The 16,547-nt window shown below is 51.8% G+C and carries 11 protein-coding genes; 4 read left to right on the top strand and 7 right to left on the bottom strand.

Going from position 1 to position 16,547, the window contains the following annotated elements; genetic code table 11:
• Positions 1 to 285 precede the first annotated feature (285 nt).
• Both FHW71_RS14175 and FHW71_RS14170 read right to left on the bottom strand, forming a co-directional pair.
• Positions 286 to 1,761: a SulP family inorganic anion transporter gene (locus FHW71_RS14175; protein WP_179452075.1), complete on the bottom strand. Its 1,476-nt coding sequence runs from the start codon at positions 1,759 to 1,761 to the stop codon at positions 286 to 288.
• A gap of 682 nt (positions 1,762 to 2,443) precedes the next feature.
• The gene (locus FHW71_RS14170; protein ID WP_179452074.1) at positions 2,444 to 3,253 is read right to left on the bottom strand and encodes a 5'-nucleotidase, lipoprotein e(P4) family; all 810 of its coding nucleotides are present in this window, start codon (positions 3,251 to 3,253) and stop codon (positions 2,444 to 2,446) included.
• 109 nt (positions 3,254 to 3,362) lie between these two features.
• Between FHW71_RS14170 and FHW71_RS14165 the strand changes: the two genes are divergently transcribed.
• Entirely contained in the window at positions 3,363 to 4,082 is a 720-nt protein-coding gene (locus FHW71_RS14165) for a polyphenol oxidase family protein (RefSeq protein ID WP_179452073.1), read from the top strand.
• A gap of 30 nt (positions 4,083 to 4,112) precedes the next feature.
• On the opposite strand, the gene FHW71_RS14160 is transcribed toward FHW71_RS14165, so the two are convergent.
• The 4 genes from FHW71_RS14160 to FHW71_RS14145 form a co-directional block, all read right to left on the bottom strand.
• Positions 4,113 to 5,432, bottom strand: coding sequence for a gluconate:H+ symporter (locus FHW71_RS14160; protein WP_008103467.1), 1,320 nt, complete (start codon positions 5,430 to 5,432; stop codon positions 4,113 to 4,115).
• Positions 5,433 to 5,511: 79 nt separating this feature from the next.
• The gene (idnO, locus tag FHW71_RS14155; protein ID WP_061720380.1) at positions 5,512 to 6,276 is read right to left on the bottom strand and encodes a gluconate 5-dehydrogenase; all 765 of its coding nucleotides are present in this window, start codon (positions 6,274 to 6,276) and stop codon (positions 5,512 to 5,514) included.
• A gap of 9 nt (positions 6,277 to 6,285) precedes the next feature.
• Positions 6,286 to 7,317 carry an L-idonate 5-dehydrogenase gene (gene idnD / locus FHW71_RS14150; RefSeq protein WP_179452072.1) on the bottom strand — a complete coding sequence of 344 codons (1,032 nt, stop codon included), beginning with the start codon at positions 7,315 to 7,317 and terminating at the stop codon, positions 6,286 to 6,288.
• A gap of 170 nt (positions 7,318 to 7,487) precedes the next feature.
• Positions 7,488 to 8,189: a response regulator transcription factor gene (locus FHW71_RS14145; protein WP_008103473.1), complete on the bottom strand. Its 702-nt coding sequence runs from the start codon at positions 8,187 to 8,189 to the stop codon at positions 7,488 to 7,490.
• 486 nt (positions 8,190 to 8,675) lie between these two features.
• Between FHW71_RS14145 and FHW71_RS14140 the strand changes: the two genes are divergently transcribed.
• The 3 genes from FHW71_RS14140 (at position 8,676) to FHW71_RS14130 (ending at position 15,390) form a co-directional block, all read left to right on the top strand.
• Positions 8,676 to 12,341 (top strand): ATP-binding protein, encoded by a 3,666-nt coding sequence (locus tag FHW71_RS14140; RefSeq protein ID WP_179452071.1) that lies wholly within the window; start codon positions 8,676 to 8,678, stop codon positions 12,339 to 12,341.
• 99 nt (positions 12,342 to 12,440) lie between these two features.
• Complete coding sequence (locus FHW71_RS14135; protein WP_008103476.1) at positions 12,441 to 13,064, top strand: response regulator transcription factor; 624 nt, start codon at positions 12,441 to 12,443, stop codon at positions 13,062 to 13,064.
• Between the two features lie 322 nt (positions 13,065 to 13,386).
• Positions 13,387 to 15,390 (top strand): NADPH-dependent 2,4-dienoyl-CoA reductase, encoded by a 2,004-nt coding sequence (locus tag FHW71_RS14130; RefSeq protein WP_179452070.1) that lies wholly within the window; start codon positions 13,387 to 13,389, stop codon positions 15,388 to 15,390.
• On the opposite strand, the gene rlmG is transcribed toward FHW71_RS14130, so the two are convergent.
• Complete coding sequence (rlmG, locus tag FHW71_RS14125) at positions 15,391 to 16,509, bottom strand: 23S rRNA (guanine(1835)-N(2))-methyltransferase RlmG (RefSeq protein WP_008103480.1); 1,119 nt, start codon at positions 16,507 to 16,509, stop codon at positions 15,391 to 15,393. It lies immediately after the preceding gene.
• Positions 16,510 to 16,547 lie beyond the last annotated feature (38 nt).

Here is a 16,547-nt window from a genome sequence, read left to right as displayed (position 1 = left end):
CCCTGTAACCTGGAAAGTGCCGCCATCAGCCATAGGCATCAGCAAGCATTAAACCGGAAATAACCGTGCGATGATTCGGTAATTAAGCAAGTGTTCGTCATCCTACTCTGCGGCTGGACGGCGCTCAACCTGCCATAAACAGCAGCGTCGGGCCAAATGGCATTGTGGAAACACCAGAGACAAAGGATCAAACTTGCGGCAATTATGCCCTGTAAAGAAAAAAATCGGCTATCCGAGATATCCGATTTTTCGTTTTAAAACCGCTATTCCAGCGCAGACTTATTGCTATTTCACCGCAACAGGCCACTGACTCAGACGAATGCCACGTTCACGCGCGTTTTCACCAAAGTCTTTTAGCACCGCTTTAACGTCGGGATCCATATACTCGGCGTTATCGTTATCCACAACCACCACACTGTTTTCCGGAATCTCCGCCAGCAATCCCTGCAGTTTTGGATTGTGCATAAAGGTCAGATTTTGCTTGAGGCGTAAAACGTAGTGACCATCATGACGCGTGAGCTGCAAGGCGTTGCGATGGCTTTTATAGATGCTGTAGAGAATTTGGGTAGCGATGCCAATTCCAATGCCGGCCAGCATGCCAAACACGATAATCCCGCCGATGGTGGCAAGGAATGGCACATATTGCTGCGGCCCCATGCGTATCTGCTCAATGAACAGGCGCGGTGTAGCCAGCTTATAGCCGGTATAAAGTAGTACCGCCGCAAGGCTGGCAAGGGGAATCGCGTTGAGCAGATTACTGAACCACAGGCCGCAGATTAACAGCAGCACACCATGAATCAGAATCGACAGCTTGGTTTGCGCGCCAACGCTCACGTTCACCGAGCTGCGTACGATCACCGCAGTAATCGGCATCGCGCCAAGAAAACCGGCGGTCAGGTTACCAACGCCCTGCGCAAACATCTCTTTGTTGGGTGAAGGGGCGGGATTTTGCGGACGCAGTTTCTTCAGCGCTTCCTGGCTGAGCAGGGTTTCAAGGCTCGCGACCAGCGCCAGCGTTATCGCCACCATCCACACCGCAGGGTTCTGCCACGCTTGCCAGTCTGGCGTTTCCAGCTCCGCAACCAGCGCCGACATGCTATCGAACGCAGGTAGCGTGATGCGCGGTAAGCCTTCTGCCAGCGTCGGGAACAGACGATCGCCAAACACCGTGGCGGCACAGCCCACTAGCACCGCCACCAGCGGGCCGGGCATCCAGCTCAGCGCTTTAACCGATTTAATCAGCGGCGTGGTCCACAGCCAGAGAATGACTAAACCCACGCCAGCAACCAGCATCGCGCTGCTCGAAAATTGAAACTCCCCGTTAACCAGCGACAGCAGCTCGACATCTCCCGCCGCGCCGAATGCCACCGGAATTTGCTGCATAATCAGCAGAATACCAATCGCCGCCAGCATGCCTTTAATCACGCTGCTCGGCACCAGCGCGATAAAGCGTCCGGCACGCAGTAAGCCAAACAGGCACTGCAACACACCCGCCAGGATCAGCGCGGTGAGAAAGGCGGAGAAACTGCCTAGCGTGGCGATCGATGCGACCACTATCGTCACCAATCCCGCCGCCGGGCCGCTAACGGCAAAGCGCGAAGGGCTCAGCGCAGTAACCAGCAAACCGCCAATCACACCGGTTAGCAGACCAGCAAAGGGTGGCAATCCACTCGCCTGCGCGATGCCAAGACAGAGCGGCAGCGCGACCAGAAACACCACCAAACCAGCCGGAATATCCTGACGAAGCGTGCTTAAATTCATGGCGTTGATTCCTCTGCAGATTGCTGAATTAACCGCGCGCGGCGCTGCAAAGCCAGACTGCGATTTATCGCTAATAAGGGTTTCAGGGTCGTCACAATAATCTTCTCTCAACGTTTATAAATATCGCTTTCAGGAAAATAGCGACGTCATTAAACGCGGCTATGGAGAACAATTGAGGATGAAAGCAGAACTTCCTCACAGAAATTGTTTATAGACGCTTAAGCATAGTGTTGCATCAGGAATATTTCTGACGTCGACAAAATGCGTCTTTTTGTAAACAAAACTTCAATAAACGTATGAATTTGGTAAGTTTATGCAAGCAGGCAAGCATTGGACGTGATTGATAAAAATCATTATTAACAGTCCAATAAGAGAATCTTTAAATATAATATTCGTAATGCAATTACAAAAATATACACGTAATAACGCAGTGCCTTTCAAGTGGCGATAAGAATTAAACCTTTTGAGCTGGGAAAATTCCTAATTATAAAACTTATGATTAGCGTGATTCACTGCCATTGCGCCAGCAAGGCAATATAATTCACTGTTCGTTCTTCATAAATAAAGCAAGAGATCAGGAAAACCGTGAGGTGAATAATAGTTACGCAGGAGTGTAAATATAACTGGACCTGAAGAGGGCATGAATGCGCCTGCCTAAGCAGACGCTTTTTCACCTGACGAATTATTTACCGTTCCACGCTTTCATACGCGCTTCACGCACCTGCAATTGCTGTTCAGGCGTTAGTTTGTTGTAGTTTTCTGCCATGCCACTTTCCCAGTCGCCATACAGCGGGTTCGGTAGCACGATGAATTGAGTGCCAAAACGCTGATGGTTGAGGCTCACGAACTGCTGACGCTGCGCATTTCCCTGATGCCAGGTTGAACCGCCAAAGTCATTCAGGTTGTCGCCCACATACAGCACCACGTTGTAACCAGCGTTTTTCACCGCATCGAAGCGCTCTTGCTTGTTGGAATTGCCGGTGCTCAGGCGCACCGTTTTCTCGCTCACGCCGCTGAAGCCCAACTTATTCAGGTTCTCCACCGTTGCGGCATAGTCTTTTTGATCGCGGTTGGAGATATAGAACATAGTGCCGCCGTGGCTGTTGACGTAGTTGGCAAACTCCACTGCGCCCGGCACGGCGGTTGCCTGACGCGCCTGCGTCCACGCTGACCAGGTTTTACCCGAGAAGGGCTGGCCATTTTTTGCCTGCCACGCGCTGTAGGCGCTGTTATCGATCATCGTTTCATCTAAATCGACGATAACCGCTTTCGGTTTACCCGCCAGCGATGGCGCCTGATCAAAAGCCATGCGCGCGCTGTTAAATGCCTGCCAGCTCAATGCCTGATATTCGCCGGATTGCTGGAACCAGTTCACTGCCAGTACCGATTGCTGGCCGAGATGTTGCTGAGCCTGCTGTTTGGCAGGTTGCGCGCAACCGGTCAACGCCAACGCCATTAAGCCGGACGCCGCCAGCAATGTGGTTTTCTTCATCATTTCATCCTTAAGTGATTAGGGTCAGTTTTTGTAAAGCTTTAAAAATGTAGCAGTTAACGTAAGCTGTGGGCAGCAGAAAGCAGCCGTTTGGTGAGAGGAGACACTTATGGCACAGCACCCACACAGCGGTCCACGATCAAGACTATTGGATGATTTTTCCTGGCTGGAATACGCGTTTCAGCCGGCGGGCCAGCCTGTTCCAGCCAATGCCGCTTACGGCCAACAGCGTCACAGCGCCAATGTGCTGCTGGCTAATCAAAACATCCCGCCTAAGCGTTGCGAATCAGATGGTTTGATTGGCGAAGATCATCTGCCGGTCGCGGTGTATACCGCTGATTGTCTGCCGGTGTTATTTGCCGATCCGCAACAACGGCAAGTGGCGGCGGTGCACGCCGGATTAAAAGGCACGCTCGGCGGCGTGTTGAACAACGCGATTGATCGTCTGCTGGAACGCGGCGCTAGCCGTGCAACGCTGCGTGTGGTCATCGGTCCGGCGATCGGGCCGTGCTGCTATGAGCTGGGTAACGATCTGGTGACACAGATGCAGGATCGTCACGATCTTCCGCCGTTACCCTATTCCACTCAGCAGCCGCATAACGCACAAGCGATTCGTCCGCAGGCGCGGGCCCAGCAAGATGGAATCTGGTTTGATTTGCCTAATCTGGCGCGGCGCTTGTTGTTACAGCGGGGAATGGTAGCGGAACATATTGAAGTGCTGAACGTCTGTACTTATTGCATGGCGGAATCGGGTTCCAGCTATCGCTACAACACCCATTTTGACAGCGGCTATCAATCCCGTTTCTCGTGGATCCGCACGCGTGGTTGAGGGCTTCACATCCTTGTGAAGCCTTGTCGATCAGTGAATTATTGCGTTGAGCGCCAGTACGCCGGCTAAACCGAGAATCGAGATCAGCGTTTCCATCACCGTCCAGGTTTTCAGGGTTTCCACCACGCTCAGGTTGAAGTAGCCCTTAAACAGCCAGAAGCCGGGATCGTTAACGTGTGAAGCGATCACGCTGCCGGAACCTACCGCCAGCACCATCAAGGCCGGATCGGCATGCGTGGCAGCGATAATCGGCGTCACAATACCGGCGGTGGTGATGGCGGCCACCGTAGCTGAACCCAGCGCCACGCGCAGCATCGCCGCCACCGTCCAGCACATCAGCAGCGGTGACAGTGACGATCCCTTCATCATATCGGCGATGTAGTTACCCACGCCGCTGTCCACCAGCACCTGTTTGAACGCGCCGCCGCCTGCGATGATAAAGATGATCATGGCGATGGCGGCAATCGATTCGCCGCACATATCCATCACTTCTTCCATCTTACGGCCATTGCGCAGCCCCAATGTCAGCACTGCGATTACCACCGCGATAAACAGCGCTACCGCCGGATTACCGATGAATTCGAAGAACTGACGCAGCGCATTCTCTTTTGGCGTGGTCAACTCAAAGACGGCGGCAATCGCCATCAGCACCACGGGAATCACTGCGGCAAAGATACTGATACCAAAGCCCGGCATCTCCTCTTCGGTGAAAATTTTTGGGTTGTACAGCCCTTCTGGCGGTGACTTCTCAAAGCTTTTAAGGAACTTAGAGAAAACCGGCCCGGCAATAATCACCGTTGGAATGGTGATGATCATGCCGTAGAGCAACGTTGTACCGAGATTGGCGCCAAAGATGGTGGCAATCGCCGTTGGGCCAGGATGCGGCGGCAGGAAGCAGTGTGTGACCGAGAGCGCGGCCACCATCGGCACGCCGACATACAGCAGCGGCAAACCGGCAGCCGCCACGATAGTGAACACCAGCGGCAGCAGCAGTACGAAGCCAACTTCATAGAACATTGCCAGGCCGACGATCAGTCCGGTCACTACCAGCGCCCATTGCAGCCGCTCTTTACCAAACGCGGCGATCAACGTGGTGGCCACCCGTTGTGCGGCACCGGTATCGGAAACCAGCCGCCCCAGCATGGCGCCGAAGCCGAGGATCATCGCTAATCCGCCTAACGTGGAGCCGATACCTTTCTGGATCGACGCCATCACGTTCAGCGGCGTCATGCCTTCGGCAATACCGACCACCGCCGAGACAAACACCAACGCAATGAAGCCATTTACCTTAAATACAATCATCAACACCAGCAGCAGTATCACACCCAGCACAATGATGGTTATTGGCATTTTTTATTATCCTTAGGAATACAGAGGGGTGATTAAGGTTTAGGCGCGGCCCGACGATAACGCCAGCCGCGCACAGGCATCACACGGCGACGCGCATGCCACCGTCAACGAACAGCAGATGCCCGTTAACGAAATTCGACGCACCGGAAGCGAGGAACACCGCCGCGCCAATCAGCTCTTCCGGCTTGCCCCAGCGTGCGGCTGGCGTGCGCTTGGTGAGCCAGCCGGTAAAAGCAGGATCATCAGCCAATGCTTGTGTCATCTCAGTAACGAAATAGCCCGGCGCAATGGCGTTGACCTGAATATTGTGGCGCGCCAGCTCCACGCACATGCCGCGCGTTAGCATGGTCACCGCGCCTTTGGAGGCCGCGTAAGGCGTGATAGTGTCGCGCCCTAATTCGCTCTGCATCGAACCAATATTGATGATTTTACCCTGCTGACGCTCAACCATTTTTTTCGCCACGGTTTGTGAAACCAGGAATACGGCGGTCTGATTGACTGCGATAACGTCATTCCAGTCCTGCTCCGGGAATTCCAGGAAAGGTCGGCGGCGCTGAATGCCGGCATTGTTTACCAGCACATCAATCGCGCCCCACTCCGCTTCAATCTCATCCACCGCCTGCTTAACCTGCGCCGATTGCGTGACATCAAACGCTTTGGCATGTGCACGGAATCCGAGCTCGCGCAATTGGGTTGCAGCTTTCTCTGCGCCTTCATGCGTGGTGGCGTTGACGATCACTTCGGCACCGGCTTCTGCTAAGCCGCGCGCCAGCAAAAATCCAATACCACGCGCCGAACCGGTTAGCAGCACACGCTTGCCTTCGAGGGAAAATAACTGGCTCATCACTGCTCCTTAGAAAGTTAACTGAACTTTAGCGGCACGGGTTTTATCGCCGGCAAACTGCAGCGCGGCATCAATATCCTGCAAGGCGAACTCGCCGCTGAACAGCGGCAACGGATTTACCACGCCAGTAGCCAGCCATTCGACGGCGGTGTTGAATTCATGGGTAAAGCGGAATGAGCCGACCAGATTAATCTCTTTGGCAATCAGGGCCATGATCGGGAAGTTTGGGATGGTGCCGCCCATACCAACCTGCACCAGCGTGCCTTTGGCGCACACCACATCAAGGCAGCGCTGCAGCGAAGAAGGATGACCAGAGGCTTCAAACGCCACATCGAAATAGCCTTTGTCGGCGAGGTATGGCGCGAAATCGCCCTCTGCGGCATGAATCACGTCGGTTGCGCCCATCTGCTGCGCCATCTCCAGTGAACGCTCGCTGATATCGCTGCACACAATGGAGGCAGCGCCGCGCGCTTTTGCTGCCGCCGCAATCAGGCAGCCAATTGGCCCCACGCCCGAGATAAACACGTGCTTGCCGGTGAGATCGCCCGCCTGCTGCGTGGCGTGAATGCAAACCGCCAGCGGCTCAGCAAATACCATGACTGTTTCATCAGCATCCTGCGGGAATGGCACGCATTGCGCGCTATCGACCACTTTATATTGAGTGAAACCGCCATCAACGTGCGGCACATACATGGCGCTGCCGAAGAAGCGCATGGTGGTGCACTGGTTTTCCTGATCGCGCTGGCAATATTTGCAGGTGCCGCAGGGCTTTGAGGGATTTACCGCGATTTTTTGCTCAGGTTTGAGATTCGAGTTATCGCTCTCGACCACGTAGCCGATCACTTCATGCCCAAGGATCATCGGCATTTTGATCTCAAAACTGCCGACCTTACCTTCCTGATAGTAATGCAGATCGGAGCCACAAATGCCGCCGCGCGTAATGCGCACCAGCGTACCTTTGCCGTCCCATTTCACCTGCTGCTGCGCAACGCTGACTTGTTTTTTTCCGGTGATTACGCCGGATTGCGTATCGATATTCATAACGTCCCCATAAGTGCTGTCGCAATGGGGGTCATCAGACCGGGTTATGCAGCTTTAAACTGTGACAAAGATCACCTTAAAACATGTTACGAGAAGGTGTTACCTGGAACGTGAAGCATGTGATGTAGAAAGGAAAAAAGGCGGCCGTAATTGGCCGCCGCAGAACAGAATTAATAGCCTGACATCAGGTCGTGGCTGTATTTGAACAGCTCAGAATCGGAGCGCAAACCGAGTTTTTTCAGCGCAGATTGTTTCTGTCCGCTCACGGTTTTACGACTGCGTTTAAACTTCACGGCAATTTGCGACACGCTCAAACCGTCGAGGAAACAACGTACCACTTCCACTTCGCGCGGACTGAGGGTTTTCACCTTCTCATACATGTTGCCTTTGCTGCTGAAATCGAGGCTATCATCCAGTGACTCTTCGCTCATTACATAGAGATTCTCCACTTCGTAAGCGACTTCTTTGGACAAGAACAAACGTCCCTGCGCCACCTGACGAATCGCATGCGTAATTTCCTGCATGTTGTGGCTTTTACCAATAAAACCTTTCACACCCGCGCTGAGCACCATTTTGACGATGGCAGGACTTTCCATTGAAGATGAGATGAGAATTTTTTGCTGCGGATAGTGATTACGCAATTGTTTCACCAACGCCAAACCATCCAGTTCACGCTCACCCAGCAGGAAATCCAGTACCAGCACATCAACCACAGTACTTCTTAGCTGATTAAATAATTCATTACTTGAAGCCCAGGTTCCCACCAAATGAATATCGGGCTCATGTTTTAAACACAACTCGAAAACGGTACGGACCATTGGGTGATCATCAAGGACAGCAACACGCACTTGTTTATTGTGTGCATATACCATTTATATATTCCTTTATTACAGTTTTAACTTTGTCCAATTGTGATAACCACACCAGCTGAAGTGACCTGATGATATTAATATGAAAAGATTGAGATAATAATTTCATCTCAGCATTATAATTTCCCACACGCTTTCGCCAGAAAATAGATTATTCACGTCGTTTAACTGGCTTTCAATTCTCAGCGCAATAGATTTTTATGTTGTCCACTCACGTTAAACTGCGAAAATTCTGACTTAACTCCACAATAAGACCACATAAGAATTGTCTTGAAAGGACAAGACATAGTTAACACTTTGAATAAAGTGAACAATTAATAAAATCGAGTTTTTGAATGCTCAAGCGTTTTCTTTAACGACAGGTTGTTTTTTTGAGAATGGTCGCAAAATATTGACACTATTGAAATAGGGGGAGAGAAGTATATAAATATCTCTATACTCCAATGTCCTCACTGTAATTAATATCATTACTTTTCTCGAGATGTAGCCGTGTTCAATTCGCTCGCAAGTTTTCGCCGGACAGTGCTATTGCTGGTCGCTTTATTTTCCTGTACATCATCTGCAACGGAAAAAACACTGCAGCTTCTGGCTCGATATGATACTGCGCAACCCGCATTGCAATTAGCCGAACCCATTCCTTCGGAATTTCGCAACAAAGTGATCAAAGTCGCAGTAGCGGGTCAGCCGCAGCCTCCTTTATTTATGGATACCGACACACGACGCTTTGAAGGGCTGAGTGCCGATTATCTCTCCCTGATACAAAGCATGCTCGATACCACCATTGAGCTCTATTACTATCCTGATCACAGCGCCGCGCAGAAAGCCGTGATCAGTGGCGAGATGCAGATGCTGGCGATCAATGTTGTGTTACCCACTTCACCGCCACAACAGTTGATCTCAAGTGCACCCTGGATGTTGGATTACAGCGTGGTTGGCTTTAAAGCAGAACACGCAATCAGCCTGAGTCCTTCACAGGGCCAACGTATCGCCTGGTCCGGAGCACCGCAACGACGCGAATATCTGGAAAGTAACTATCATGGCGACCAACTGGTGCGCTTTCCTGGCTATTATGATGCAGTTGCGTCCGTGGTTTTTAATCAGACTGGGCAGGTTTGGGGAAATGCCGCAACGCTAAATCATCTCAACCGATATCTGTTTGCTAATGCGCTTAAAATAGCGCCAGACGCACACAGCATTCCAATGAACGTTAGCTTTGGCATTAGTCCACACTTTCCCTTGCTGGCAAAAGCGGTTAATAAGGCATTGCAGCAAATTCCGCTGTCTATTCGCATGCAGATAGCCAAACGCTGGCAGCTTGATGTTCACCATGTTTTGCAACGTAATCCACTCGCATTAACCCTGGAAGAGGAGCAGTGGCTGAAGGATCACTCACGTATAAGCACCTTATTACCGACCAAATTAGCCCCGTTAAGTAGCCGTACAGCGAAAATGCCCTTCCTCGGCATGAGTGTTGATGTGCTGGAACTGATCGCCAATCTGACCGGGCTGAATTTCAGTAATCATGCGTTGGGAGCAGCATCACCCTCCAGCGATAAATATAATTCTCCTCGCCTGTTTCCCATGGATATCCTGGATCGGGAAGACGAGGCGCATCCTCAGTTAACAACCCGACCATGGCTGGTGTCGCATTGGGTGATCATCCGCAATCAGAAACCCCGCAATATCGTCGGACGCGATTCCTTCCCCTTTGGCTCAGTATTAATGCTGAGCAATCAAACGATGAAAGAGTGGATGTTGCAGCATTATCCCCACCTTAGTTTAGCTAACAGTGATGATCCAATTGATGCCCTGCGCCAGTTGCAAGAGCACAAGATTGATGCCGTAGTGCTGCCAAAAATTTTTGCAGATTATCTGCTACGTAATCATTTTGGCGATGCGTTACATGTTGAGAGTACGCTGGGTGCCGATCCAGCACGTTTCGTTATGCGTGTTGAGCCCGGTAATGAAATGTTGGTCAGCATTCTCAATAAAGCCTTATTAGCGATCCCTCCCGAAACACTGTTCAAACTGCTGGCGCAGTGGCGGCAGGCAGAAACCCCTTTTATTAGCGCTTCATGGCAGAACTATAAACAGGCGATCCTGATGATTGTTTCAGTTTCGTCCGGGCTGATTGTACTTATTTTGTTGTGGAACCGTCATTTGCGTAAGGTCATTCAACAGCGCATTCAGGCCGAAAATGCGTTAAAGAATCAACTCAATTTCACCCATACTCTATTTAATGAATCGCCGGTCGCGATGTATATTCGCGACAAAAATACCCGGTTGGTTGACTGTAACAAAGCCTATTTGCGCTATATGAATTTCCAGCGTGAAGAGGTGATTGGTAAACGGCTATCCGACGTATTTACGGGCAATAATGCCAGCATCCAAAGTATTGAAGAGGGTTATCAGCAAACCTTGCGCGATGGCGAAGCCGTGATGCGCGATATCCATATGGTATTTGATCAACAACCTCTCCAGCTCTACAACTGGACATTACCTTTTCGCGATCGTCTCGGCGATGTAGCAGGCGTAATTGGTGGCTGGCTGGATGTGACCGAACGTAATGCGCTGTTGCAGGAGTTGCAGCTGGCAAAAGATGCGGCGGATAAAGCGAATCGTTCCAAAAGCGAATTCCTCGCCAGTATGAGCCATGAGATCCGCACCCCGTTGCATGCCATTATTGGCTTGCTAGAGCTGGAAACACGTTCGCAGTCCACGGATTCACTTTCAGAGAATATTCGTGTTGCCTACAGTTCAGCACACGCATTGTTATCATTAATTGGTGATGTACTCGATCTTTCAAAGATCGAATCCGGTATGTATCAACCCACGCCGGAAACTGTCTATTTGCCGGATGTCATTGAGCAAGCTGTCGCACTGTTCCGCAACAAAGCCGAAAGCAAAGGGATTGATCTACGTGTCGAAATGGATATCGCCGCCTATTGGGTGAAAACCGATCCGCTGATGATCAACCAGATCCTCTCTAATCTTTTAAGTAATGCTATTAAATTTACGGAAGAAGGCACAGTTACCGTGGTGCTGATGCAAGGTATCGCGCAGGAAGAGGAAGGCAGCGAATTTGTCATTGAAGTGAGCGATAACGGTTGTGGTATGACGGAAGATCAACAACATGCCATTTTTGAACCCTTTGTCCAGGTCGGCGAACGCCATCAACAGCAGCTGGGCACCGGATTAGGATTAAGTATTTGCCGTAATCTTGCGCACTTGCTGGATGGCGAGCTGATTGTAGAAAGTGCACCGGGCGAAGGAGCGGTCTTCTCTTTTTATTTCCGTGCACCGCAAGGAGAACCACGCGATCAGACCCAACCGCATCTGTCGCATCCTGTGTTCTCTGACAAACTCTCAGTGTTAGTTATTGACGATCATGCTCCCAATCGCTTGCTACTCGGTAAGCAACTTGAGTTATCAGGCCATCAGGTGGTGGTCAGCGAAAGTGCTGCCGAAGCGCTAGCGCTGTGGCAGCAAGCGCCACTGCGTTTTGATTTAATCATCACCGATTGCAATATGCCGACAATGAACGGCTTTCAGTTTGCTGAGGCGCTCCGCCAATATGAGCAACTGCATCATTTACCGCCGATTATGTTGTACGGCCTAACGGCCTCGGCCGAACAACACATCATGCAACGCTGTTTGCAGGCTGGCATGAATGACTGCCTGTTTAAGCCTCTGAATCTGGATCGTTTACTGGCGCAGATTGAGCATTGCACCCGACGTGGCACGACGAACTCAAAGCCATCGCCTGCCGCTGAAGAATTTATTCAGGATGATGATGGTGCAGAAAGCGCTATTGCCGATCTCCCTCCACTGTTAACCCAGTTGGCTGAACGTGATGTTGAAAGTTGCCTGGCGTTGATTGCCAGCATCCGCACCAGCCACGAAACGTTGCTGGCAGAATTACAGCAAACTCAGGAAGCCAGTGCGCTGTCACAACTCGGCCACAAACTAAAAGGAGGTGCCGCGATTTTGAATGCGCATGCTCTGGTGAAATTAGGTCGTCAATTAGAGGTGCACCGCGAGGAGGCATATGATGCGCAAACATTAATAGCGAAAATTACAGTGGAAATAGATCGTGTAAATCAAACGCTATTAGAATTTTCAGAACTTCGCCTGAAAAATCATCACTTTTCCTAGAATCATAATCTTATCGAGACATTTCTCGGTTCGCCCTATTAATCCGCCGGACATAATGACCGTCAACGTCATCATTATGGTGGCGTTAAAGGGAGAGATATGTTTAATGCAAAAATCCTCATCGTTGATGAGCATCGTTTGGTTGCCGCCGGCGTGCAGGCTTTATTATTAATGAATGGTTTTAATTGTGTCACTACTGCGCACACAATTAACGATGGAATTGATGATATCATTCATCATCACATCGACATACTAATATTAGATCCTGACTTTAAAGAAAAAAATGGCATCGCATTTTTACGAGACATCGTTAAATCAAAAACCTGGATGAAAGTCATTCTAATAAGCCAGGGTGGAAATAATCACTTATCTATACAATCACTTAGCCAGGGCGCTAACGGGTTCGTGTCAACTTACGATCCCATTCAAACCCTGATCGCCGCGATTGGTTGCGTCTCTAACAACGTGAATTATCTGCCTGGTGACATTCTGGATAAGCGTCAGCGTTATGCGAATGAGCAAGACATGCTTTCTCGCCTGACGGATCGTGAAAATTTGATTTTACGGCAACTCGCACAAGGAAAATCAAATAAAACCATCGCTTGCGAGCTGGGATTAAATAATAAAACCATCAGTACTTATAAAACAAAAATATTCCAAAAACTTGAGTCAAAAAACCTGGTCGATATCATCGAACTCGCACGTCGTAATGGAGCGTGCTAAAAGAAAAATCAAGACTAGTCTTGCGGATAAACAGTGTAGTGACATGGCATGATGTGCCTTGTCCTTACCCCGGACAGTTTTTAAAAAGATTGAGTTTTAAAGGAATTAATAACCACAGAGCTAATTTATTAGCCCCTTCTTCATGCTATTACAGGGCGAGTAGGTTTCTTCCCGTGCCTGGCGAAAGAAGTCCGATACTTTCGTCTGCGACTTACCGCCCTGCTTTTTTTTGATGCTTCTCACAGGCTGAACGCCGCACATTTCCTTCCCTGCAAAATCCCGCTAGAGTTCACTCATCCGACCACTTTCTGAGTATGTGATCATGTCTGAACATTATGCCCACCTGTTTGCCCCGTTGGATTTGGGCTTTACCCAGCTTAAAAACCGTTTTCTGATGGGCTCGATGCATACCGGATTGGAAGAACACGCCGATGGCGCAGAGCGTCTCGCCGCCTTCTACGCTGAGCGCGCGCGTGAAGGCGTGGCGCTGATTGTCACCGGCGGTATTGCGCCCAATTCGCAAGGCGTGGTGGCTCAAGGCGGAGCGATCCTAAACCAGGAAAGTCAGTGCAACTGGCACCGCGTCATCACTGATGCGGTGCATGCAGAAGGCGGGAAAATCGCGCTGCAGATTTTGCATGCTGGCCGCTACAGCTATCAACGCGATCTGGTTGCCCCTTCGGCGTTACAGGCGCCGATCAATCCTTTTACGCCGCAAGCGCTCAGCGATGCGGATATCCATCAAACCATTCAGGACTTCGCACACTGCGCCAAACTGGCGCAACAGGCCGGCTATGACGGCGTGGAGATCATGGGTTCGGAAGGTTATCTGATTAATCAGTTTCTGGTAGCGCATACCAATCAGCGTGAGGATGACTGGGGCGGCGATGTGGCGCGACGTCAGCGCTTTGCGTTAGCCGTGACGCAAGCGGTGCGCAATGCCGTCGGCAGCGACTTCATCATTATCTTCCGCCTGTCGATGCTCGATCTGGTTAATAACGGCAGCTCGCTGGAAGAGACACTTTCGCTGGCACAAGCGCTGGAGCAGTGTGGCGTTACGCTGTTTAACAGCGGCATTGGCTGGCATGAAGCGCGCATTCCTACCATCGCCACTTGCGTACCGCGCGCCGGTTTTGCCTGGGTCACGCAGCATCTGCGCGAGCGCGTGTCGGTGCCGGTCATTGCCACTAACCGCATCAACCATCCCGATGTTGCTGAACAGCTTCTGCGTGACGGTATCGCCGATATGGTATCAATGGCGCGCCCTTTCCTCGCCGATGCGGCTTTCGTCCGTAAAGCAGAAACCGGCCAGCCCGATGCCATCAACACCTGCATTGCCTGTAATCAGGCCTGCCTCGATCAAATCTTTGTCGGCAAAGTCACCTCTTGTCTGGTGAATCCACGCGCCTGCCATGAAACGCTGATGCCGGTGATCGCCACCGAACAGCCGAAGCAGTTAGCGGTGGTGGGTGCTGGGCCCGCAGGCATGGCGTTCGCGCTGCAGGCGGCGGAGCGCGGCCATCAGGTCACGCTGTACGAAGCCGACGCACGAATTGGCGGGCAGTTTAATATCGCCCGGCAGATTCCCGGCAAGGCCGAATTCAGTGAAACGCTGCGCTATTTCCGTCATCAGCTTGCTGCCGCAGGCGTAACCGTTAAGACGGATCACCGCGTAGACGCAGACGAACTGGAAGCTGCTGACGAAGTGATTATCGCCACCGGTATCTTGCCGCGCCAGCTGGCGATTCCCGGCATCGATCATCCCAGCGTGCTGAGCTACCTCGACGTCATACGCGATAAAAAACCGGTGGGAAAACGCGTGGCGATTATCGGCGCGGGCGGCATTGGTTTTGATACCGCCGAGTTTCTGCTGCATCAATCCAGCCATGACGATTTTTACCAAAGCTGGGGCATCGACCGAAGCCTGCAGGCGCGTGGCGGTTTGATTGCGCCACAGCCACAGCCCGCCGATCGGCAAATCTGGCTGCTGCAACGTAAATCCGGCAAGCCGGGCGCAGGCTTAGCAAAAACCACTGGCTGGATCCACCGCGCCAGCTTGCAGGCGCACGGCGTGCAGATGTGGGGCGACGTCGAGTATTTGCAGATTGATGATGCCGGATTACATCTGCGTCATCAGGGCGAAGCGATAACGCTGGCGGTAGATAACGTGGTGATTTGTGCCGGACAGGAACCGCTGCGCCTGCTGGCGGAGCAGCTCAGTGCGCGAGGTAAATCCGTTCGGGTGATTGGCGGTGCAGATGTGGCGCAGGAGCTGGATGCTCGCCGCGCCATAGCTCAGGCGACCGAACTGGCGCTAAGTATCTAATTAACGCAGTTTGACCGAACGCAGCACCACGAACTTGGCGTTGGACGCCACCAGCTCGCAGTTACCAAACAGCTTTTTCATTTTGACGTGATAGCCGAGGTGGCGGTTGCCGACGATGCGCAACTCGCCGCCATACTGCAGGCAGCGTTTGGCATCACGCAGCATTTGCCACGCCAGATGATCGGTCACCGCGTGTTGCTGATGGAATGGCGGGTTGCACAGTACCGCGTGCAGGCGATCGGACGGGAAGCCACTCAGCACGTTGTTAACGCGGAACTGACAGCGCGCCATATCCTGCGGACGGTTCACTTCTACATTCAGTTTGCTTGATGCCACCGCCATGTAGGATTCGTCATAAAACAGCACGTCCGCGTTCGGATTCTGCTCCAGCGCCAGCAAGCCAATCACGCCATTGCCGCAACCGAGATCAAGAATCTCACCTTCAATGTCAAAAGGCAGATGCTGCATAAAGAAGCGTGCGCCCACATCCAGCGACGCGCGGGAAAACACGTTGGCATGGTTGTGGATTTGGTATTCAGAATCATCCAGCGGCCAAACGGTGGTCGCAGGCTGATCCGCTAATTGAGGCGCCGTGTAGCGGCTATAAATCAGACGCGCTTTTTTCCACGCCAGCGAGGTTTTGCTCTCGCCGAGGATGCGCTCGAACAGTTGCAGCGTGGAGTTGTGAATATCTTTGGCTTTCGCCGCCGCCAGAATCAATGTGTCTGGCGTGATCACTTCGCGCAATGCACGCAGTTGATGCTCCAGCAGCGCCAGCGCTTTGGGGATTTTGATCATCACCACCGCCGGCGCGGCGGGCAGTGGCGCCAGGCTATCGATAAAGTGCACCTGATCTTCATCCATCTCATTGAGACGCAGGTTCTGTTTTGCCGCCTGTTCGCTCAGCAGCGAATCGCTGACGTGCCACACAGGTCGAGCGCCCAGCCCGCAGGTCAGCGCGCCAAAGCTATCGTTGAACACCAATACCGGTCCCTCAGGCAGTTCTTGCTGCAACAGGTATTCATCGGCGGAATCCCACGCCTGTAGCGGGCTTTCCTCACGCATAGGCGGGAAGCGGTGCAGCGTCAGCGTGCGATTGGTCAGTTCAAGTTGGCTCATGGAATCTCCGGCGTGGTACACTTTGCGCGATTTTCGCC

Origin of the sequence: Enterobacter sp. Sphag1F, from assembly GCF_014193275.1 — a bacterium.
Classification (GTDB): Bacteria; Pseudomonadota; Gammaproteobacteria; order Enterobacterales; family Enterobacteriaceae; genus Pantoea; species Pantoea symbiotica.
The sequence above is the reverse complement of the archived record's forward strand: the minus strand, read 5'-3'. Positions and strand labels throughout refer to the sequence as shown.